The organism is Streptomyces sp. NPDC032091 (assembly GCF_055580265.1).
The window spans coordinates 225,837-245,110 of record NZ_JBVILR010000009.1 but is presented as its reverse complement, the minus strand read 5'-3'; the positions used below and the strand labels follow the sequence as shown (position 1 = coordinate 245,110).

The following is a 19,274-nucleotide window of genomic DNA, read 5'->3' as shown; positions in this document are numbered from 1 at the left end:
CACGAGAAGGAGACCCCGCCATGCCCGACATCCCCTGGTCCACGCCCACCCAGGCCTCCCCCGACGCCGAGGTCTACGTCATGGCCTCCCGCTTCGAGACCGGCACCCTCACCGGCGCCCTCAGGTTCTTCCTCAAGGCTCCCGGGATCATCGCCCAGATCCGCAAGGCCCCCGGCGCCCACGGCGTCGCCCTCCGCGCCCGCGTCCCGCGCCGGACCTTCCTCACCCTCTCCGCCTGGGAGGACCGCGAGGCCCTGTACCGCTTCGCCCGCAGCGAGCCCCACCGCTCCAGCTCCCGCGCCGCCGCCGCGTACATGCGCGAGTCCGCCTTCGCCTACTGGACCGTCCCCGCCCGCGAGCTCCCCCTCACCTGGGCGGAGGCCGAGCGGCGACTGGACGAGCAGAAGCGGGGCCACTGAGTGCCCCGCCGGGAAGCGAGGGGGACGGACCGTACTCTTGTCCCCGTGCAGGAACTCCACGACGCCCCCCTCGCCCCGCTGACCACCTTCCGCCTCGGCGGCCCCGCGGCCCGGCTGGTCACCGCGACCACCGACGCCGAAGTGGTCGAAACCGTCCGCGCCGCGGACGCGAGCGGCACCCCGCTCCTGATCATCGGCGGCGGCAGCAACCTCGTCATCGGCGACGAGGGCTTCGACGGCACCGCCCTGCGCATCGCCACCACCGGCTTCACCCTCGACGGCACCACCCTGGAACTCGCCGCCGGCGAGAACTGGAGCGACGCCGTCGCCCGTACCGTCGAGGCCGGCCTCGCGGGCATCGAGTGCCTCGCCGGCATCCCCGGCTCCGCCGGCGCCACCCCGATCCAGAACGTCGGGGCGTACGGCCAGGAGGTCGGCGACACCATCACCGAGGTCGTCGCCTACGACCGCACCACCGGCGAGACGGTCACCCTGACCGCCGCCGAATGCGCCTTCCGCTACCGCAACAGCCTCTTCAAGGACCGGCCCGACCGCTACGTCGTCCTGCGCGTGCGCTTCGCCCTGGAGGACGCCGGCGGCCTCTCCGCCCCGATCAAGTACCCCGAGACGGCCCGCGCCCTCGGCGTCGAGGCCGGCGACCGCGTCCCCGCCGCAACCGCCCGCGAGACCGTCCTGCGGCTGCGCGCCGGCAAGGGCATGGTCCTCGACCCCGCCGACCACGACACCTGGTCCGCCGGCTCCTTCTTCCACAACCCGATCCTCACCGACGAGGCCTACGCCGCCTTCCTCGCCCGCGTCCAGGAACGCCTCGGCGCCGACACCGCCCCGCCCGCCTACCCGGCCGGCGAAGGCCGTACGAAGACCAGCGCGGCCTGGCTGATCGACAAGGCAGGCTTCACCAAGGGCTACGGCACCGGACCCGCCCGCATCTCCACCAAGCACACCCTCGCCCTCACCAACCGCGGCGGGGCCACCACCGAGGACCTGCTGGCCCTGGCCCGCGAGGTCGTCTCCGGGGTCCACGCGGCCTTCGGCGTCACCCTCGTCAACGAGCCGGTGACGGTCGGCGTCCGCCTCTGAGATGAACTGCCCCCTGCACGGGGCCGGTACGGACCCCACGCGCCTCGTGGGACGCCAGATCAGCCGGGTCGTCGCCTCCTGGCACATCTGCGAGGGCGAACGCTCCGAGGCCCCGCTCGACGTCTGGCTGATCGACAGCACCGGCGAGTCCACCCGGATCACCACCGGGTCCGACCAGTGCCTCATCGTCGAGTCGGCCCCGCCCCACGAGCCCTACGACCTGGGGGAGTGGGGCCGGATCGAGGTCGGCGAGGACCTCGGCGACCACCCGTTCCTGCGCCACCTCGGCCAGACCGTCGAATCGGTCGCCGAGTTCGCCCTGCCCGAGCAGGGCCGCACCCACCTGGAGATCGGCTTCGCCGACGGCCACCGGGTACGGGCCGACTGCCACGAAGGGGACCTGCGGCTCACCCGGTGAGCCAGTGCCCGATCCCGTCCAGCAGCTTCGCCTTGACCTCCTCCGGCGCCGCCGAACCCCGCACCGACTGGCGCGCCAGCTCGGCCAGCTCCGCGTCCGTGAAGGCGTGGTGGCGGCGGGCGATCTCGTACTGGGCCGCCAGCCGCGACCCGAACAGCAGCGGGTCGTCCGCGCCCAGCGCCATCGGCACCCCGGCCTCGAAGAGGGTGCGCAGCGGGACGTCCTCGGGCCGCTCGTAGACCCCGAGCGCGACGTTCGAGGCCGGGCACACCTCGCAGGTGATCTGCCGGTCCGCGAGCCGCTGCAGCAGCCGCGGATCCTCGGCGGCCCGTACCCCGTGGCCGATGCGGGAGGCGTGCAGGTCGTCCAGGCAGTCCCGGACCGAGGCGGGCCCGGTCAGCTCCCCGCCGTGCGGGGCCGCGAGCAGGCCGCCCTCACGGGCGATGGCGAAGGCCCGGTCGAAGTCGCGGGCCATGCCCCGGCGCTCGTCGTTGGAGAGACCGAAGCCGACGATCCCCCGGTCGGCGTAACGGACGGCCAGCCGCGCGAGGGTGCGGGCGTCCAGGGGGTGCTTCATGCGGTTGGCGGCGATCAGTACCCGCATGCCCAGGCCGGTCTCGCGGGAGGCCGCGTCGACGGCGTCGAGGATGATCTCGACGGCCGGGATCATGCCGCCCAGCAGCGGGGCGTAGGAGGTGGGGTCCACCTGGATCTCCAGCCAGCCGCTGCCGTCCCGCACGTCCTCCTCTGCGGCCTCGCGGACCAGGCGCCGGATGTCCTCGGGCTCGCGCAGACAGGAGCGGGCGGCGTCGTAGAGCCGCTGGAAGCGGAACCAGCCGCGTTCGTCGGTGGCCCGGAGCTTGGGCGGCTCCCCGGCGGTCAGGGCGTCGGGCAGGCGGACGCCGTACTTGTCGGCCAGCTCCAGCAGGGTCGACGGGCGCATCGAGCCGGTGAAGTGCAGGTGCAGGTGGGCCTTCGGCAGAAGCGTGAGATCGCGTACGTGCTCCATCTGGTGATCCTGCCGCATCGGTCACCCGATTGGCAGCGGATTACCTGAACGGGACATTGCCCGAACGTGAATCCGACGGGCGCCGGGGCCCCGCCGGGCCCGGAAACGCCGGAGCGGCGCCGCCCCCGGTGGGACGGCGCCGCTCCGCGGGTTTTTACTAGGCCTTGGCCTCGGCCAGGAGGTTCTGGATCCGGGTCACGCCCTCGACCAGGTCCTCGTCGCCCAGGGCGTAGGACAGGCGCAGGTAGCCGGGGGTGCCGAAGGCCTCGCCCGGAACGACCGCGACCTCGGCCTCGTCCAGGATCAGCGCGGCCAGCTCGACCGAGGTCTGCGGGCGCTTGCCGCGGATCTCCTTGCCGAGCAGCTCCTTGACCGACGGGTACGCGTAGAACGCGCCCTCCGGGGTCGGGCAGAGGACGCCGTCGATCTCGTTGAGCATCTTGACCATCGTCTGGCGGCGGCGGTCGAAGGCCTTGCGCATCTCGGCCACGGCCTCCAGGTCGCCGGAGACGGCGGCCAGCGCGGCGACCTGGGCCACGTTGGAGACGTTGGACGTGGCGTGCGACTGCAGGTTGGTCGCGGCCTTGATGACGTCCTGGGGGGCGATGACCCAGCCCACGCGCCAGCCCGTCATCGCGTACGTCTTGGCGACGCCGTTGACGATGATGCACTTGTCGCGCAGCGCCGGGACGAGCACGGGCAGCGAGGTGAACGTCGCGTCGCCGTAGACCAGGTGCTCGTAGATCTCGTCGGTCAGCACCCACAGGCCGTGCTCGGCGGCCCACTCGCCGATCGCCTTCGCGTCGGCCTCGCTGTACACCGCGCCCGTCGGGTTGGACGGGGAGACGAACAGGACGACCTTGGTGCGCTCGGTGCGCGCCGCCTCCAGCTGCTCGACGGAGACCCGGTAGCCGGTGGTCTCGTCGGCGACGACCTCGACCGGGACGCCGCCGGCGAGGCGGATCGACTCGGGGTAGGTGGTCCAGTACGGGGCCGGGACGATGACCTCGTCGCCCGGGTCGAGGATCGCCGCGAAGGCCTCGTAGATGGCCTGCTTGCCGCCGTTGGTCACCAGGACCTGGGACGCGTCCACCTCGTAGCCGGAGTCGCGCAGCGTCTTGGCGGCGATGGCCTTCTTGAGCTCGGGCAGGCCGCCCGCCGGCGTGTAGCGGTGGAACTTCGGGTCGCGGCAGGCCGCGACCGCCGCCTCGACGATGTAGTCCGGGGTCGGGAAGTCGGGCTCGCCCGCGCCGAAGCCGATCACCGGGCGCCCGGCGGCCTTGAGGGCCTTGGCCTTGGCGTCCACGGCGAGGGTCGCGGACTCGGAAATGGCGCCGATACGGGCGGACACCCGGCGCTCGGAGGAAGGCGTTGCAGAGGTCATGCGGCCAATCGTCCCAGACGCTCCGGAAGCCCCGCACACCGTTTCAGTCACCGGACGGAGCAGGTCCGGATCTTCTCCGTTCGACGTCAGGGCCAGGACCACGTATGCTCTGCTGTCGTTGGTCCTCACCGAACGCCCCGGGGCGCGAGCACTCCGTGCACTCGCTCGGATGCGGTAGGTTGGGAGCACAAAGGGTCGTAGCTCAATTGGTAGAGCACTGGTCTCCAAAACCAGCGGTTGGGGGTTCGAGTCCCTCCGGCCCTGCTCCACACTCCTTCGGATGTGTGTGCGCAGGTACGTATTTCGATGCAACGCCGTGCGGCGCAACCGGGCGCGGCTACGGCCACGACCCGGATTCAGGTGAGAGACGTGACGGACGCCCTGGGCTCCATCGACATGCCTGACGCCGACAGCGACACGCGCGAGAAGAAGGCCCGCAAGGGCGGCAAGCGCGGGAAGAAGGGCCCCCTGGGCCGCCTCGCGCTGTTCTACCGCCAGATCGTCGCGGAACTCCGCAAGGTCGTCTGGCCCACCCGCAACCAGCTCACGACGTACACCACCGTGGTGATTGTCTTCGTCGTCATCATGATCGGTCTGGTGACCGTGATTGACTATGGGTTCCAGGAAGCCATCAAGTTCGTCTTCGGCTGATCCCCGCGGAGGGCGGCGCCTGATGGGTGCCGCCCCTTTTCGCATGTTCCACCACCTTTTTGTATCCAGGAAGAAGCAGCCACCGTGTCTGACCCGAACCTGAACGCGAGCCACGACTCCGTCGAGTCCGTCGAGGACGAGCTCGACATCGTCGAGGCGGCAGACGCTGTGGACCCGGACGAGGCCGAGCTCGCCGACGCCGAGGCCGGCGTCGCCGCCGAGGACGCCGCGCTGCACGTCGAGGACTCCGGAGACGAGACCGACTCCGACGACGACGCCGAGGCCGAGGAAGCCGACGAGGACGCCGAGGACGAGGGCGACGTCGAGGCGGCCGCCGAGGACGCGGAGGAGGCCGAGGAGGCCGCTCCCGCCGAGCCCGTCGACCCGATCCAGGCGCTGCGCGACGAGCTGCGCCTGCTCCCGGGCGAGTGGTACGTGATCCACACCTACGCGGGCTACGAGAAGCGCGTGAAGGCGAACCTGGAGCAGCGCGCCGTCTCGCTGAACGTCGAGGAGTTCATCTACCAGGCCGAGGTGCCCGAGGAAGAGATCGTCCAGATCAAGAACGGCGAGCGCAAGAACGTCCGGCAGAACAAGCTGCCCGGCTACGTGCTCGTCCGCATGGACCTGACGAACGAGTCCTGGGGCGTCGTCCGCAACACCCCCGGTGTCACCGGCTTCGTCGGCAACGCGTACGACCCCTACCCGCTGACCCTGGACGAGATCGTCAAGATGCTCGCCCCGGAGGCGCAGGAGAAGGCCGCCAAGCAGGCTGCCGAGGAGGCCGGCCTGCCGGCGCCCGCCGTCAAGCGCACCATCGAGGTCCTGGACTTCGAGGTCGGCGACTCGGTCACCGTCACCGACGGCCCGTTCGCGACGCTCCAGGCGACGATCAACGAGATCAACCCGGACTCGAAGAAGGTCAAGGGCCTCGTCGAGATCTTCGGCCGCGAGACCCCGGTCGAGCTGAGCTTCGACCAGATCCAGAAGAACTGAACCGAGGGCGGAGTGACCTGGGCTGATTGCTGAATCGGCCCAGGTCGGCCCACATAAGGCCCACATTCATCGGTCACTCCCCCTCTCAGTTCAGACGTGCACGCCGCCCCGGAAGCTTCGGCCCGGGGCGGCGTTGTCGCAGGTCAGGTCGAAACCATTACACCCTGACCGTCACCTTGTCCACACTCAGAGTGGCGGCCTGGTGAATGCGGCGTTCAGCACAGCCAGGTCGCGGAACATCTGTCCCGGCCGCAGATGGCCGTAGGTGCTCAGGGTGTAACCCGGGGTCGCGTGGCCCATGTAAAGCGACAGGGCTTCGATCGGGACGCCGTTCTCGAGGCACCACCTGGCGAAGAAATGCCGCAGAGCGTGGAACCCGTCCGTCCGCTCTTTCGAGTGATTGCGATCACCTCGGGGCCGTGGGTCGATGATCCCGGCCCGCTCCAGGGCTGGATCCCAGACCGAGCGGTTGAACGTGTTCCTGTGAAGTGCGCCACCCTTGGGGTCGGTGAAGTAGAGCGTGCGGGTCTTCTTGGGCCACCGGCTCACGTCCCGCTCGCCCTGGCCCTCGTAGAACGGCAGGGTGACCCTGGCCACCCCATGCTCCCGAGCATGCCTACCCAAGGCCGCGCTCAAGTGTTCCGTGAGCGGGACCTCGCGGTCCTCCTTGTCCTTCAGGGGCTTGAAGATCAACACCCCTGGAAGCCCTTCCTCACGCCGCTCCAGCAGCTGGACCTGCCAGCGGACGTGGACCACAGATCGCGCGTGATCTACGTCGTCGGGGCTCAGCGCGAATCCTTCGCCCTGGCGAAGCCCAGCCCAGGCCCCCGTACTCCCCAGAGCCTGGTACTGGCTCGGAAGGTTGGAGATCACGCCGGTGGCCTTGGCTTCCAGCCAAGGGATGATCTTGGCCTTGTTCGCCTTCGGCGCCTTGAGCTGGCCCAGCGCAGCGGCGTTCAGCTGGGGAGCGAGCCCCTGAAGGATTGCGCTCCGCAGCAGCATCTTGGCGGTGATCAACACGTTCCGCCGGGAGGAGGCCGCGCCGGGCAGTTCGGCTGTCCAGCGTTCCAGCGCCGCCAGGTCGAGACTGTCCAGCAGGTGCTGGCCCAACTCCGGCACGATGTGGAGGCGCAGGTGGCGCTCCCTGGCCGACCACGTCGCGGGATCAAGGCTGCGCTTCATCTCCAGCCACTCGCCGGCGTAGGTGCCGAACCTCACCTTCCGCCTCGGTGTCCCGTGCTTCCCGTTCTCCAGCTCAAGAACGATCTTCGCGAGGGCCCGGTTGGCGGCCTCCAGATCCAGTCCGGCGGGCTCGTCGATACGCCTCTGCGTGACGGGGTGGTACCCCCGCAAGCGGTACCGGTTCGCGCCGACGTGGTGCTTGCTGGACGGAACATCCCGATCGTCGGGAAGATCTCCGCAGGTGACACAGGCAGTCACGGCTTCGCCCCGCTTTCGCTTCCGGTGCCACCGGTCATCCACCCACACCTGCGCCATGCCGCTCCCACCCCGAGTCGATCTTCAGTCAGGGTGGAACCGTAGGTGTGGGGTGTGGAGGCGGAGTGGTTTTCAGCCGCCGATCGACTTGAGGTGGCCGAAGCGGGCTTGTCCTGAGTCAACCGTGAGGGGCGGCATCCCCCGCGAGACTGGTGGGGGAGGGATGGCAGCTGCAAGGCAGGCGTCATCGTGGTTAGAGTGCCCATAGGCCCTCTCTCCTGTCGTGGTGTGGGGCCCCTCGAGGCCCCGCTGTTAGGTCTGGGCTTCACCGCCCCCGGATGTTGGATCAGCGGCACGAGAGGGCCATCTCGTGCCGGGTGCTGAACCGCTTTCCGGGGGCCATTGTGTGAGCCCGCCGCATGTCTACAGCGCCCCAGTTCATGATCGGAAGCCGGGCAATGGGCGCCTCACCTGGGGAAGTCGGAGCCTGCGATCAGATCATCGGGCGGCTCAGGACCTGCTTTCCCGTCAGCTGTCGGCCGCATTGTCACCGAGCCGGTAAGCCCAGGCCACGACCTGCGCGGTTCGGCGCCCGCCGGAGCGGCGGAACGGTTCACCCGGTGCGGTGACGGCAGCATCTCGGCTCATTGACCAGGGCCGGGCAGGGGACGTCGCTGACCGCCATGCGAGGCCGGGCCCGTACGATCAGCTAGCCTCCGGGCCGGTGCGACGGCCCGCCGTATGCGGGTGCCGGTCCGGGGGCACCTCAGGTCGCTCGTTGGAGTGATGGAGGGCTTGCGCCACCTGTGCCGGCGAGGTGATGTGAGTCGCCTGCCGCGGATGTCCGCTGACCATCGCTGTATGACCAGACTCCCGATCGAGATCTTCCACGACCCCGAGCACCAAGCACTTCTCGACGTCACCCCGCCTGCCTACCTCGAAAACGTCGCTGCCTACCTAGCCGCCACCAGTGGCTTGGCCAACGAACTGGCCGCCTTCGACCGGCACAGCTTCGGCAACGCCGACATCGCCGAGGAATGCGCGGCCATCGACGGCGACCCTGTTCCCGGACCCGCCGAACAGCGGGCCGCGTCTCTCCGCACGATCCTTGATCAGGAAGAGAACATCGGAACTTGGACGGCCGCCCTCCACACCCTCGCGGGCGGGCTGGAGGACGGGGACACGGACCTGCGAGGGCTCCCGGAATTCCTCGCTGCCGAAGGCGCCGCGATCGTCTCCGCCCTCGCCTACGTCCGTGCTGAGGCACTGGCGTGGTTCCTCGCAGCGGAGGGGCACGTCTCGGCCGACCTGCTGTCCGTGGAGCGCGGCACGGTCCGCGTCGGGGGCCAGACGCTACCTGTAGGAGCGCTCCTCAACCTGCCAGCCTGATCATGCGACAGCCGGGCACCTGCCATCGGAAGCCCACCAGAGAGCGGGGCCACCGTCCCCCCGGGGTGGCCCACGGGGCTGGCGCGATGCAGACCACAGGTCGGCAGGATCCGGCTTACCCACGCTCGGCTTACTTACGCCGGGTCTAATCTCACGATCATGGACCTTGACCGGTGCCGTGCGCTCCAGGACCTGGATATCGCGATCGACCGTGTGCTCTCCGGGGTACCCAACCACCATGTGCGCTGGGTACGAGGGGAGCTCCGGCGAGCAGTCCGTGACGACCGCCTCGACAAGAACTGCTGCCGGGCCGTCACCGACCTGTTCAACCCCCACAACACCCGCCGATTCCTGGAGGCCGCCGAGCGCGACGACGTGCGGGCAAGGCCCCGCAAGAGCGGCAAACCCTCCGCCCACTCCGCCCTCAAGCGCCGTACCGTCCTACGGCGGATCGCGAAGGCGGCCGGGGTGAATCTCTCCCTACCCCCGGGGCCGCCGCAACCCGCTCAGCACCAGCCCGCAAACACCCGGCAGCGCGAGAGCCTATGGCGCTTCGTCACGGCCTACCCAGAGACACTTCCTCGAGGCTCGACGCGGTGGCGGGTCATGGTCCGCCTGGCAGCCGTCGTCGGCATCGTCATGGACACCGGAGCCCGGACCGGCGAACTCGCGAACCTCACGACCCAGTCACTCGCCATGGACCTATCGACACTGACCATCATGCGGCGAGCCCAGGGAGGCGCGCAGCTGGTCGAAACCATCCCTCTCGGAGCCAACACCCAGCACGCCGTCCGTAGATGGCTGGAGCTCCGCCGCGACATCGTCGCGAACCTTGAGGGCGGGATGAATGCCCTCCTGGTAACCGTCCACGGCGGCGGACAGCACCCCAACGGCCGCCACGGTCCGCGCCCGGCCGGGATGCCCCTGAACGAGGACACCTTGCGCGGCTGGTACACGGATGCGGTCCGCACGCTGAACACAGAGATGGCGGGGACCTACGGCTGGTGGGAACCGATGCCCCGGACGCTGGAGGCGCTGCGCCGCAGCAGTAAGCCGGTCGCCGCCTGGGCTGCGCCCCCGGGACCCTCCCCCCGAAACACAGCGGCGACGGCCGCGTAGCCACCCCCTGCGGGTGGGTTGTGTCCGGGTACGAACTGGAGCCGTGGAGGGATCGTGGGGAACAACAAGGCCCGTGAACGGGCGCCGCGTCCGCTCGATACGAACCGGCCGTCGTGGGAGCGGCAGCGCGGGGAGTCTGCGGCGACGTACCGCAGGTTCCTCGCTTTCCGGGACCTGGCCAAGCGCTCTACGCCGGAGCTGCACCGGGCGCTCACGGGCACGCCGTGGGAGGTCGGGGAGTCGCGGCTGTACGACGAGCGCAAAGCGTGGTCGTTCGAGGAGCGGGCGGCGGACTGGGACCGGCACGAGCAGCGCATCGAGGACGCCGCCCAGCTGAAGCGGGTGCGCGCCGAGCGGGATTTCCTGACCAGGCTGAACTACACGCTGGCCAAGCGGTCGGGGATGCATCTGACGAAGCTGCCGGTGGAGGCGTGGGAGGTGGGCGAGCATCTACGGGCGGTCAGCGAGGGCACCCGCAACCATGTGCTGCTGACGCGGGAGACGCCTTTGGTGCAGGTGAACGCGAAGGCGGAGGCGTCCGCGCAGGCGGTGGCCGGGGGTGGGCTGCTGGCCGGGGCGGTGGAGGGCGGGTCGTGGGAGCAGGTCCGGGGGGAGATGGAGGCGATGCTCGCCGGAATGGCGGGCGGGGCCGGGGCACTGGCCGAACGCTTCGACGCCGACGATGACGCGGAAGGTGACGGGGAGCACCCGGGCCGGCGCGGGGATGCGCGGTGAGTCCTGCGACGCGGTGGCGGCGGATGGCCCGCCTGTGGGCCGATCCGTGCACGGTGATGCGGGAGGCCGAGATCGCCCCGGACCCCTGGCAGAAGGACATGCTGCGCAGCTGCCCGGGCGGCGGCCGCTCGGGGGTTTTGGTCGGCGGCCCCGGCACCTTGAAACGGTGCATGGTCGTCGCCGGGCGGCAGCTGGGCAAGTCCAGCTCGGTGGCGGCCCTGGTCGCCCACCGGCTCCTGACCGACCCCGGCCCCCACGGGCGTGGCTGTCTGGTGCTCTTGGTCGCCCCCTCGCAGCGCACCGCCGCCGAACTCCTGCTGAAGGTGCGCGGCTACCTGAGGCTCCTGGGCGTCGCCCTGGAGCAGGACTCGGCGACGATGCTGTCCCTGGAACGGCTGGGGTCGCGGTGCGTGGCGCTGCCGGGGACGCCGGTGTCGGCGCGTGGCTGGTCGGCGGTGTCGATGGTGATCGTGGAGGAGGCGGCGTTCGTCCAGGAGGCCACCTATCTGGCGTTGCGGCCGACGCTGATCGCGTCGGGCGGAGATTTGGTGGCGATCACCTCGGCGGGGCAGCGCGGCACGTGGGCGCACCGGATCTGGACGCGTCAGGCGTCCTGGACGCGCTTGGAGGTGCCGTGGCAGGCCAGTCCGCGTTTCGCGGCACAGCCCGAGGAGATCGCCGAGCTGCGGGCGTCGATGCCCGCGCAGGTGTTCGCGACGGAGATGGAGTGCCGGTGGGGTGCGGCGGGCACGTCGGTGTTCGACGCTGCGGCCGTGGACGCCGCGCTGCGGGAGACGGGGCTTGAGGACATGCCGGTGATCACACCGCTCGCCGTCAGACTCGGACAGCAGGAGGTGGCGTAGGTGGCGGTAGTGGGCGTGGATATCGGGCAGGCCCGAGACGTGGCCGCGATCACCGTCATGGTGCCCACTGGGGCCAGGAAGCCATCACGTCGCCGGCCAGGTGACGGCCGTCACCTGCCGCGGCCCGTGTGCCTGCCGGTGTGGACGGTCACCCATTTGGAACAGGTGCCGCTCGGGACCCGGTACGACCGGCTCACTGCTCATGTCGCGGACATCGCCCGCCAGTACAGGGCCGCCGGACAGCCGGTGGTGGTGGCCGCCGACCGCACAGGGCTGGGGCGTCCTGTCGTGGAATCGCTGCGGGACCAGGCGGCCCCGGCGACCGTCCTGGGGGTGACCTGGACCAGTGGGCAGCGCGTCGGCGGGGTGTGGCCCGACCCCAACGTGCCGCGCGCCTACCTCCTGAACGCGCTCGCGCTCGCCCTGGAGCAGCAGGCCTTCCACGTCCTGCCCGGTCTCGGCGAGGGGGCCGTGCTGCGGGAACAGCTCCTCGCCCACACCCAGACCTCTCACCTCGGCGACCTGGCCGCGTCAGCGGCGCTCGCGGTCTGGACGGGGGACTGGCTGGCCGTGGCGGGGCAGAACTCCTCCGAACGGGTCAACTCGCTGGGCCGGGATGCCGATACAGGCAGGTATGGGCAAGAAGACGAAGTTTGAGCGGCCTGTGGTGGGTGTGTCGGTAGGCGGGGCGATGGCCCCCACCGGCATCGCCGTGATCCTCTCCACCTCCGCCGGGTCGATGGTGCGCGCCCACTCCGAGCAGACGAATGCCGGTACGCCGCTGCGGGCTCTTGCCGACCACCTGGCCGCCGTGTGCGGCCAGTACGAGCCCGCTCCGGTGCGGGTGGTCCTCGACATCAGCCACATCGACACCCCCGCCGCCCGTAATCTCGCGGCCGACCTGCGCGAGGTCGCCTCCGTCAAACTCGTCGCGCTCCCGGAGTCAGGGGGCGCAACCCGCCGCCCGCACGGTGTCCGGGTGATCGAGCGGCGCGATGTGATCGGGCCGTGCGCGAGCGCCCTGACCGACGGGCGACTCGCCCTGGGCCGGGGCGCCCAGGCGGCCGCTCTCGCCGATCTTCTGCACGCCTACACCCCACCCGCCCCCGGCGTCCGCGACGGTGAACGCACCGACGCCGTCCTGATGGCCCTCGCCCTGGCCGTCACCGAGAACACCACCAAGGGCGGACTGCGGCTCTTCGAGTTCTCCGACATCCCGATCGTCAGCCAGGCGGTGCGCAGCGCCGGGGGCTATCTGGCCGCGACCGGCCGGACCGCCACCGCCGCCCGCCTCAACGGCGAGGAGGTGTCCATCGAGGAGCTGGCCGCCCGCTACCCCCGCATGCAGCCCAGGCCGACGAGCTTCGCCGACATCCGCATCGACCGGAACTCCACCGACCAGGACCGCCACTCCTACGCCGACTCGGTCGGCGCATACGAGGCCCGCGCCAACCAGCGACTTCACAACCAGAGCGGGAGCCTGTGATGTTCAGGGGCTGCGGTTTCCTGCGGAGAGAGTTGACGGCGATGGCAAAGCCGACGAGGCGGGGTCAGAACAGCTGCGGCTGCTCCAAGGTCATCAGGACGCCGTCCCTCGGCTCCTCGGCGTCGGGCAGTGGCTGCTGGTACGGGCCGCCGAGTCGAACGCGAGCCATGCTGCCGGGGCACAACACCAGCGCACGCGGAACCCGTTTGTGGTCATGGAGTGCGCCGACTCCGAGCGCGGCGGTCGGGTGTGCCGCGTACACGCCGTCACAGAACGGACACCGCACGCGGGGCAGGCTGATGGGCATGGCCCCAGCGTGCCCGATCAACAGCAGTGCGCACACTCCCCTTCGCCTCAACACCTTCCACTACACCCTCACCGGCCCGCCGCAGCATGGCCAACCGACACCGGACCCCGGGCCTGCGTTCCGCGAAAGAACTGGCAGCGACGGCCGCGTAGTCGGGCTGTCGGTCGGGTGCCGGGGGGGGGGGGGGGGATGCCGGTGCCGGGCCGGAGACCGGTTCGCCGGCGCTGGTGCTGGACGTCACCTTCCCCGCGGCGGGTGACTTCCAGCACCTCGGCCGGCGCGGTGCTGGAGGTCACCTCGGGGCCGGTGCGACACGCCGGGCGTGCGCGTGCGTGCACGGGGTGCGTGCACATGCGTGAATCAGGGGAGCGGGACGGTTCGCCGTTGTCCGCTTCCCTGCTGGCTGGTGGGCCGGGGGCGTAGCCCCTGCACGCCCCGGAGGCCCCGTGCCGCCCGCCACCGCAGCTCCTCGTCCTTCTCCGCGGCCCGCGCTCCTACCGGACCCGGCCGTGCAGCCGACCGTCTCGGTCTCCCTGGCGGCCCGGGTGCTGGGCATCAGCACCCGGCACGGCTACAACGGATGCCACAACGGGGACATCCCGGCGATCCGGGTGGGCCGTGCCGTGCGGGTGCCGACGGCCCGGCTGATCGACCTCCTCAACGGCCGCACGGGGGCAGTGTGAGCGCCCCCGCCGCTGCTGCAGCCCGTCCTGGTCCGGCTCGCCTGTCGTTCGCCGCCGATCGGCCGGTGTGGTCGAGGTGACGGGAAGCATGAGGCCGGCGCGTGTGCTGCTCGTCCTGGTCGCCGGACGCCGTGGTCGAGTGCGGGCCGGATGGTGGCATGACCACGGCCGAGGGCGCCCGCTCGTCCCTGCGGGCCGTGGGCGGGTGTTCGTCGCCGAGGACGCCCGGAGCGTCACCGGGCCGGTGTTCGTCGCGGAGGCCGCCGTGTGGGCGTCGCAGGGTGTGCGTGTGGATGTCACCGCCGACGCCGGAGCCCTCGGGCAGGATCTCCTCGCGCTGCTGCGGCCGGTCGTGGCCCGGACCGGCGGCACGGTCCTGGCCCGGCATGTGGCCGCCGACGGCGTCACGGGCGGGGTGCACGTCGCCCGGCTGCGGGCCGCGCTGCGCGACCACCGGGCGACCGGCCGCTTGTCGGGCTGGCACGGGCCGGTGTGGGGGCGCGGCCGGCGGCTCGTCGCGGCGTGGGCGTGCTGGCACACCGACCGCTACCCCGTCCCCCACCGGATCCTGGCGGAGCCGACACCCCAGTGGCCCGCCGAGTTCACCGTCCCCGAGCCGCCGGTGCTGCGCGCCCCTCCCCCACGACCGGCCGCCGAGGTCCAGGCCGCCTCCGCCCGGCAGGCCGAGCTGTGGCGGCTCCAGGACCAGATCCGGGCCGACGTCGCGGCCGTACGGGCACGGGCGCCCAGGCCCGCCGTGCACGACCTACGACCGGCCCCCTCCCGGGCGCGGGCCCGGTTCATCGAGTCCCGCCGACAGACCGAACAGGAAGGATGACCCTCATGGCGAAGACCCCGGCGCAGCTGGCCCTGGACGCCCGGCTCACCGCGAAGATCAGGTTCGACAACGCCCGGCGGCACGCCGCCGAGATCGCCCAGCCCCTGCGGGACCAGCACGCCGCTGAGCGGCGGGCCCGGGAACGGGCAGTCGCCAACGGCCGCGCCTTCACCTCCGACATGCCCATGGAGCAGATCCGCCCGGTCATCGAACGCCAGCGGGCCGAGTTCCGGGCCCTGAACCTGGAGCGGGCCATCGAGGCCAAGCTCCGGGCGACCCCGGCACCGGTCGCCCCGCCCCCCGGGGCGCCCGCGCACCTCCGGCAGGCGTACGAGGCCACCGTCGCCCGCAGGGACGCCCGTGCCCGGCATGAGGCCGTCCTCGACCAGCAGTCCGCCCAGGAAGCCGCCCGCCGCGCCCACTGGGCCCGACGCGACACCGAGGCCGCCCGCCGGAGCATGGCCGACCCGCAGTCCGTCCGCTACAAGGTCACGTGGTGAACGCGGAGTCGCCCGCCGGGCGGTGCGAGTGCGCACGGCAGTGGTGCGGGCTCCGCCACGGCACCCGGGCCGCCGCCTGCCAAGGCCCCGCCACCGCGAGCCTGCCCCGCTTCGACGGCCCCGACGGCGGCCGACAGCTCCGCGTCTGCGACCGCTGCGCGCAACGCGTGGCCTGGTGGCGTACCGACCCCGAACAGCGGACCCCGGCCGAGGAGATCGGCCCCGGCATGTACGCGCTGCGCGCCGCGTCCGGGATGGCGGTACCGCTCGGACGGTCCCCGGGGTGTCTGCCCTCCAGCAGTGCGCCGGCCCGCGTGCTCGACGTCACCTCCGCCGGGAGGGCCGCGTCGTGAACGACCCGGGGCCCGGCCGCCGACGGGCACCTGCAGAACGGCCGCGCCCCGACACGCCCGCCGCCGGGGAGCGGGGCGGCCGCCGCCGTACGGCGTAGCGTCGGAGGCACCTCTTCAGCGCAGAAGAAGGTGCCCGGGGCCGGGTTGGGAGACCTCCTCCGGTCCCGGGCGCGCACCCGCGGCAGGTGCTGGACAGCACACCGCCGGCGCAGGTGTTGCCCCTCACCTCGCCCGGCCGAGATCAGAGTGGTGCTCGGTCAGAGGAACTGGGGCGAGGCTTGGGACCGTCGTGCCTGCGCGACGGACAGGTCAGGCGGGCTCAGGGCTTACGGTCACGCGCACGCTGCTGACCTTCCCTACGAAGTTGCCGGAGCGGTGAGACCCGGCGGAGAGGATTTTCGGCATGATCGATTCACCAGCGCGATGGCCAAACGCCTGGTCCACCGGCAGCAGCCCGGACTCCTGCAGCGGCGCCAGGATCTTGTAGGCAGCCCAGCTCTCGGCTTCCTCGTCTCCGGCTTCGCCGCGTCCGTGTCGGTCGTCGTACAGGGTGATGGTGACTTCCTTGGTCACATCCTTCACCCGGAAGAAGTACGCCGCGTCGTTGCCCAGCTCAGTGCCTCCGAGGTACAGCAGGTTCCCGTCGCGCAGGTTCAAGTCGCGCAGGCTCAAGGAGACCTTTTCTGTGGCGTCCTCGCCCTCCTTGCCGAAGAGCTCTAGCACGCCGTACTCGTCACTCATGTGAATTCTCCGTTCGAACGGGGCAGTCGGACATCCAACAGCCGCCCCTCACTCGCAATGTGATCACCGAGCACCCCGGAAAGGTGACTCTCCGCGACGGCTCGTCGTCATGATCGTAAAGGTGGGACATGCCAGTGCGCAGCCGTTTGACCGGTGCGGCAGCGGGGTCGCGCAGCGGTCGCCGACCCCGCCTGAGGCCGTTGATACCTTCCCCCGTGTCGTGACGGCCCGGTCGCCGACGGATACCTGCAGAACGCCTGGCCCTTCGGCACTACTCACGCGTCGACACGTCGCCCACCAGGCAGCGGAGTGTGCCGCCGGAGCGCGTGACGTCGATCCCGCCCCTTCAGCCCAGAAGATGGTGCCCGGAGCCGAGCGATTGGGAAAAGACCTCCCCGGCCCCAGGAGCGCATCCGCGGCGGGTGCTGGAGAGCACACCGCCGGCGCTGGTGCTGATCCTCACCTCATCCGGCCGGGATGGTGCGCCGTCCGGGTGACACCCGCCCAGACCGGGCACGGCCAGCAGTCGCCCACGTGTTCACCGGACATGAACGAGAACGGCCCCGCCATCCCGGCACAGGACCGACGCGACCGCCCCACGACCCCTCCCAAGCGCCGCTGGAAGTCGATCGACGCCTGGTTCGCCGACGAGGGCCTGTCGTGGGCCGACACGCGCTGGCAGGCCCGGCCCGACCGGGACACCCGGCCCCGCGAGCTGTTCCCCATCCGGTAGACGGCGGCCCACCCGGTGACGTCGTGCGCAGGGTGGCCGTGGGACGACGGCTGCGCGGACTGCGGCGGTGACGGCGAGCCCACCGCGTGGGCGTGCTGCCCCGCCTGCACCGCCGACGTGTTCGCCGTGCTGCACCGGATTCGGGCGGACGCCGTCCGCCACGGCCGACCGCTGCCCCTCCTGGACATCTGCGACGCCGAACTCACGATGCCGTCACCCTGGAACCCCTCGGTCGGGCTCAGAGGGCGTTGATGGCCCGCCGCAGTTCGTCCTTGCTGATCATGTTGTCCGCGTCCGCGTCAGCCTCCTTCATCAGCTCGCTGAGCATGTCCTTGTACTGGCCCATCTGGCCAGCAATCCCCTGGAACACGTCCGCGTCTATGCGGTCGTCCTCCCAGATGAGCATCTCCTCGATGTGCTGGAGAAGCTCGTCCTTGAACTGCTGCTGGTCCATGCCCGCCCCCTTGTAGATCAGTTGATACGGCGCACCGAGCCAACCACACCGCCCCCCAGGCCCGACAGCGGGTACCCGGCCGGGTCTGCGGCCGACACCCACCGGCCCGCGGCAGGTGACGAGCAGCACCTGCGCCGGCGCCCATGCTCCTCGTCACCTCGAGCCGGGTCACGGCGGGGATTCGGCCCACGTCTCCGGACCACCGCCGCGCCACTCCACGAACTCGCCCGGGGTGAGGTCGAAGTCCTCGGGGGACTCCATCCCGGCCTGGCGGAGCAGCTCGGGAATGTCGGACGCCTTGTAGGCGGTGCCGAGGATCGTTCCGTCGTAGCGAACCCGGCGCCAGCCCCGCTCATCGGGCGGATAGATGATCAGCTTCGGTATCGGCATGTCTCCACCCTCCCGGCGGCTCGGCCGCCCCGCACCGCGAGGAGGCCCGACCGAGGCCCGGTACCCGGCCCAGCCCTCCCGAAGCTCCCGTGAGTCCCGGGACTACTGCCCGGGGGCCAGCGGGACCAGGACCAAGCCGTAGTCGCGACTGCCGTGGTCGCTTTCGCCGCTAAGGACGGTGATGACCGCGGTGGTGGGGTGGTCAATGGTGTCGGGGGCGGTGTAGGTGAAGGTGCCGGGGTCGAACGTGCCCTGGGGCCCCGGCACATCGACGGTCCAGACGAGGTCGTCGCGGAGCTGGTCGGGCGTGCCCAGGGGGGTGTCGCTGTTGCGGTGGGTCAGGGTGAAGGTGCGCTTCTGGCCGGGGGTGAGCGCGATGGTCGGCGAGGTGGCGTCGCTGTGCAGGAACAGGTCCGCTTCCAGGTGCTTGGCGAGGATGACGGCCTGGGTCTCGGCCTGGTCGTTGCTGAAGGTGATAACGAGAAGGCTGTAGAGCAGGCCCTTGGGGTTCAGGTCACCGAGCGTCACGCTGGCGTCGATGTAGGGGGCGGAGCTCTTGGCGATCTTGTAGTCCTTGGAGACCGGGACGTGCCGTGCTTCGCCCAGGCGCTCCTCGGGCATGGTGCCGGCGGTCATGTACCCGCGCACGGTGCCGTAACCACTCTCGTTCCTCCCCATCACTTCAGCCTGGTGCGAGGTGAGCACGGCGGGAGCCGACAGCGGTTGCGGGGCCGGACCTGCGGCTTCTGCGGCCCCCAGATCGTAGACGGCGTCCTCCTTCAGCGCCGCCACCTGCTCGCGGAAGAACGGGGCGGTCGGGCCGTAGAGCCTGCCGTTCGCCTCCGGATCCATCCAGGTGCCGGTGCGGAGGTCGAGCAGCAGCTCATCGCCGCCCGTCGTCGAGGCGGCCAGTTTCACCCGTGCCCTGAAGCCGTCGTTGTCGTAGTACGTCCAGGACCTGGTGATCTCCGAAATCCACGGAAGACCGGTTCGCCGCACCGAGCGCACGTGGTGCAGGTGGCCCCCCACGATCGGGATGAGGACCATCACCGTCTGGCCCGCGGCCACCTCTCCTTCTGCCTCGATGCGGGGCGCCCCCAGCTGAACGTGTTCCAGTGCCGTCCCGTCAACCCCCGGGTCGAGCCGCAGGGTGAGGGGCGCGAGCCTGCGTTCGGCGGTGGCCGCGTGGAGCGCCGCGAGACGCGCGTTGACCCGCTGTACGGACTGACCTGCCATGTCTTCTCCTCAAGCCGAAGGCGCCGATGCTT

23 protein-coding genes and 1 tRNA gene are annotated in these 19,274 nt (G+C 71.0%); 17 read left to right on the top strand and 7 right to left on the bottom strand.

What is annotated here, in order from left to right:
• Window positions 1–20: 20 nt before the first annotated feature.
• Genes ACZ5NJ_RS17645 through ACZ5NJ_RS17635 form a run of 3 tightly spaced genes read left to right on the top strand, consistent with a single transcriptional unit; the run spans window position 21 to window position 1,938 of the window.
• Window positions 21–419, top strand: coding sequence for a DUF3291 domain-containing protein (locus ACZ5NJ_RS17645; RefSeq protein WP_468765863.1), 399 nt, complete (start codon window positions 21–23; stop codon window positions 417–419).
• A gap of 45 nt (window positions 420–464) precedes the next feature.
• Window positions 465–1,520 carry a UDP-N-acetylmuramate dehydrogenase gene (locus ACZ5NJ_RS17640; RefSeq protein WP_468765861.1) on the top strand — a complete coding sequence of 352 codons (1,056 nt, stop codon included), beginning with the start codon at window positions 465–467 and terminating at the stop codon, window positions 1,518–1,520.
• A 46-nt stretch (window positions 1,521–1,566) separates the two neighbouring features.
• Window positions 1,567–1,938 carry a hypothetical protein gene (locus ACZ5NJ_RS17635; RefSeq protein WP_468765859.1) on the top strand — a complete coding sequence of 124 codons (372 nt, stop codon included), beginning with the start codon at window positions 1,567–1,569 and terminating at the stop codon, window positions 1,936–1,938.
• On the opposite strand, the gene ACZ5NJ_RS17630 is transcribed toward ACZ5NJ_RS17635, so the two are convergent.
• Window positions 1,928–2,947, bottom strand: a complete 1,020-nt coding sequence (locus ACZ5NJ_RS17630) for an adenosine deaminase (RefSeq protein WP_468765857.1) — start codon at window positions 2,945–2,947, stop codon at window positions 1,928–1,930. The genes ACZ5NJ_RS17635 and ACZ5NJ_RS17630 overlap by 11 nt on opposite strands.
• 157 nt (window positions 2,948–3,104) lie before the next feature.
• Window positions 3,105–4,331: a pyridoxal phosphate-dependent aminotransferase gene (locus ACZ5NJ_RS17625; protein ID WP_468765855.1), complete on the bottom strand. Its 1,227-nt coding sequence runs from the start codon at window positions 4,329–4,331 to the stop codon at window positions 3,105–3,107.
• 191 nt (window positions 4,332–4,522) lie between these two features.
• Between ACZ5NJ_RS17625 and ACZ5NJ_RS17620 the strand changes: the two genes are divergently transcribed.
• From ACZ5NJ_RS17620 to nusG, 3 genes are all read left to right on the top strand, one after another.
• Window positions 4,523–4,595 (top strand) — tRNA-Trp (locus ACZ5NJ_RS17620).
• 105 nt (window positions 4,596–4,700) lie between these two features.
• Window positions 4,701–4,982, top strand: coding sequence for a preprotein translocase subunit SecE (gene secE, locus ACZ5NJ_RS17615; protein WP_045945273.1), 282 nt, complete (start codon window positions 4,701–4,703; stop codon window positions 4,980–4,982).
• A gap of 84 nt (window positions 4,983–5,066) precedes the next feature.
• Complete coding sequence (gene nusG / locus ACZ5NJ_RS17610) at window positions 5,067–5,978, top strand: transcription termination/antitermination protein NusG (protein ID WP_468765853.1); 912 nt, start codon at window positions 5,067–5,069, stop codon at window positions 5,976–5,978.
• 186 nt (window positions 5,979–6,164) lie between these two features.
• Here nusG and ACZ5NJ_RS17605 read toward each other — a convergent pair whose 3' ends face one another.
• Window positions 6,165–7,475 carry a tyrosine-type recombinase/integrase gene (locus ACZ5NJ_RS17605; protein ID WP_468765851.1) on the bottom strand — a complete coding sequence of 437 codons (1,311 nt, stop codon included), beginning with the start codon at window positions 7,473–7,475 and terminating at the stop codon, window positions 6,165–6,167.
• Window positions 7,476–8,276: 801 nt separating this feature from the next.
• Here ACZ5NJ_RS17605 and ACZ5NJ_RS17600 point away from each other — a divergent pair.
• The 10 genes from ACZ5NJ_RS17600 (at window position 8,277) to ACZ5NJ_RS17555 (ending at window position 15,688) form a co-directional block, all read left to right on the top strand.
• Complete coding sequence (locus ACZ5NJ_RS17600; protein WP_468765849.1) at window positions 8,277–8,804, top strand: hypothetical protein; 528 nt, start codon at window positions 8,277–8,279, stop codon at window positions 8,802–8,804.
• A gap of 159 nt (window positions 8,805–8,963) precedes the next feature.
• The gene (locus ACZ5NJ_RS17595; protein WP_468765847.1) at window positions 8,964–9,923 is read left to right on the top strand and encodes a hypothetical protein; all 960 of its coding nucleotides are present in this window, start codon (window positions 8,964–8,966) and stop codon (window positions 9,921–9,923) included.
• Between the two features lie 54 nt (window positions 9,924–9,977).
• On the top strand, window positions 9,978–10,658 hold the full coding sequence (locus tag ACZ5NJ_RS17590; RefSeq protein ID WP_468765845.1) for a hypothetical protein: 681 nt from the start codon (window positions 9,978–9,980) through the stop codon (window positions 10,656–10,658).
• The gene (locus ACZ5NJ_RS17585) at window positions 10,655–11,521 is read left to right on the top strand and encodes a terminase large subunit domain-containing protein (protein WP_468765843.1); all 867 of its coding nucleotides are present in this window, start codon (window positions 10,655–10,657) and stop codon (window positions 11,519–11,521) included. The genes ACZ5NJ_RS17590 and ACZ5NJ_RS17585 overlap by 4 nt, the downstream gene beginning before the upstream one ends.
• A 156-nt stretch (window positions 11,522–11,677) precedes the next feature.
• Window positions 11,678–12,178 (top strand): hypothetical protein, encoded by a 501-nt coding sequence (locus ACZ5NJ_RS17580; protein ID WP_468765841.1) that lies wholly within the window; start codon window positions 11,678–11,680, stop codon window positions 12,176–12,178.
• 34 nt (window positions 12,179–12,212) lie between these two features.
• Window positions 12,213–13,007 carry a hypothetical protein gene (locus tag ACZ5NJ_RS17575; protein ID WP_468765838.1) on the top strand — a complete coding sequence of 265 codons (795 nt, stop codon included), beginning with the start codon at window positions 12,213–12,215 and terminating at the stop codon, window positions 13,005–13,007.
• An 816-nt stretch (window positions 13,008–13,823) separates the two neighbouring features.
• A complete protein-coding gene (locus ACZ5NJ_RS17570) occupies window positions 13,824–13,997 on the top strand; it encodes a helix-turn-helix domain-containing protein (RefSeq protein WP_468765836.1) in 174 nt (57 codons plus the stop codon).
• Between the two features lie 88 nt (window positions 13,998–14,085).
• The gene (locus tag ACZ5NJ_RS17565) at window positions 14,086–14,835 is read left to right on the top strand and encodes a hypothetical protein (RefSeq protein WP_468765834.1); all 750 of its coding nucleotides are present in this window, start codon (window positions 14,086–14,088) and stop codon (window positions 14,833–14,835) included.
• 5 nt (window positions 14,836–14,840) lie between these two features.
• Entirely contained in the window at window positions 14,841–15,335 is a 495-nt protein-coding gene (locus ACZ5NJ_RS17560; RefSeq protein ID WP_468765832.1) for a hypothetical protein, read from the top strand.
• On the top strand, window positions 15,332–15,688 hold the full coding sequence (locus ACZ5NJ_RS17555; RefSeq protein WP_468765830.1) for a hypothetical protein: 357 nt from the start codon (window positions 15,332–15,334) through the stop codon (window positions 15,686–15,688). Before ACZ5NJ_RS17560 ends, ACZ5NJ_RS17555 begins: the two co-directional genes overlap by 4 nt.
• Window positions 15,689–15,997: 309 nt before the next feature.
• On the opposite strand, the gene ACZ5NJ_RS17550 is transcribed toward ACZ5NJ_RS17555, so the two are convergent.
• The gene (locus ACZ5NJ_RS17550) at window positions 15,998–16,429 is read right to left on the bottom strand and encodes a hypothetical protein (RefSeq protein ID WP_468765828.1); all 432 of its coding nucleotides are present in this window, start codon (window positions 16,427–16,429) and stop codon (window positions 15,998–16,000) included.
• Between the two features lie 547 nt (window positions 16,430–16,976).
• On the opposite strand from ACZ5NJ_RS17550, the gene ACZ5NJ_RS17545 reads away from it, so the two are divergent.
• On the top strand, window positions 16,977–17,162 hold the full coding sequence (locus tag ACZ5NJ_RS17545) for a hypothetical protein (RefSeq protein WP_468765826.1): 186 nt from the start codon (window positions 16,977–16,979) through the stop codon (window positions 17,160–17,162).
• A 238-nt stretch (window positions 17,163–17,400) separates the two neighbouring features.
• Here the strand turns inward: ACZ5NJ_RS17545 and ACZ5NJ_RS17540 are convergent, their stop codons facing one another.
• The 3 genes from ACZ5NJ_RS17540 to ACZ5NJ_RS17530 all read right to left on the bottom strand — a co-directional run bounded on the left by ACZ5NJ_RS17540 (window position 17,401) and on the right by ACZ5NJ_RS17530 (window position 19,242).
• Window positions 17,401–17,616: a hypothetical protein gene (locus tag ACZ5NJ_RS17540; RefSeq protein WP_468765824.1), complete on the bottom strand. Its 216-nt coding sequence runs from the start codon at window positions 17,614–17,616 to the stop codon at window positions 17,401–17,403.
• Between the two features lie 168 nt (window positions 17,617–17,784).
• A complete protein-coding gene (locus ACZ5NJ_RS17535; RefSeq protein WP_468765822.1) occupies window positions 17,785–18,006 on the bottom strand; it encodes a hypothetical protein in 222 nt (73 codons plus the stop codon).
• A 102-nt stretch (window positions 18,007–18,108) separates the two neighbouring features.
• Window positions 18,109–19,242, bottom strand: a complete 1,134-nt coding sequence (locus ACZ5NJ_RS17530) for a hypothetical protein (protein ID WP_468765820.1) — start codon at window positions 19,240–19,242, stop codon at window positions 18,109–18,111.
• Window positions 19,243–19,274: the final 32 nt, after the last annotated feature.

Coding starts and splice junctions, on each gene's coding strand:
- ACZ5NJ_RS17645 (WP_468765863.1), top strand. CDS start 21: ATGCCCGACATCCCCTGGTCCACGCCCACCCAGGCCTCCCCCGACGCC.
- ACZ5NJ_RS17630 (WP_468765857.1), bottom strand. CDS start 2,947: ATGGAGCACGTACGCGATCTCACGCTTCTGCCGAAGGCCCACCTGCAC.
- ACZ5NJ_RS17625 (WP_468765855.1), bottom strand. CDS start 4,331: ATGACCTCTGCAACGCCTTCCTCCGAGCGCCGGGTGTCCGCCCGTATC.
- ACZ5NJ_RS17605 (WP_468765851.1), bottom strand. CDS start 7,475: ATGGCGCAGGTGTGGGTGGATGACCGGTGGCACCGGAAGCGAAAGCGG.
- ACZ5NJ_RS17600 (WP_468765849.1), top strand. CDS start 8,277: ATGACCAGACTCCCGATCGAGATCTTCCACGACCCCGAGCACCAAGCA.
- ACZ5NJ_RS17595 (WP_468765847.1), top strand. CDS start 8,964: ATGGACCTTGACCGGTGCCGTGCGCTCCAGGACCTGGATATCGCGATC.
- ACZ5NJ_RS17575 (WP_468765838.1), top strand. CDS start 12,213: ATGGCCCCCACCGGCATCGCCGTGATCCTCTCCACCTCCGCCGGGTCG.
- ACZ5NJ_RS17565 (WP_468765834.1), top strand. CDS start 14,086: ATGAGGCCGGCGCGTGTGCTGCTCGTCCTGGTCGCCGGACGCCGTGGT.
- ACZ5NJ_RS17560 (WP_468765832.1), top strand. CDS start 14,841: ATGGCGAAGACCCCGGCGCAGCTGGCCCTGGACGCCCGGCTCACCGCG.
- ACZ5NJ_RS17550 (WP_468765828.1), bottom strand. CDS start 16,429: ATGAGTGACGAGTACGGCGTGCTAGAGCTCTTCGGCAAGGAGGGCGAG.
- ACZ5NJ_RS17545 (WP_468765826.1), top strand. CDS start 16,977: ATGAACGAGAACGGCCCCGCCATCCCGGCACAGGACCGACGCGACCGC.
- ACZ5NJ_RS17540 (WP_468765824.1), bottom strand. CDS start 17,616: ATGGACCAGCAGCAGTTCAAGGACGAGCTTCTCCAGCACATCGAGGAG.
- ACZ5NJ_RS17535 (WP_468765822.1), bottom strand. CDS start 18,006: ATGCCGATACCGAAGCTGATCATCTATCCGCCCGATGAGCGGGGCTGG.
- ACZ5NJ_RS17530 (WP_468765820.1), bottom strand. CDS start 19,242: ATGGCAGGTCAGTCCGTACAGCGGGTCAACGCGCGTCTCGCGGCGCTC.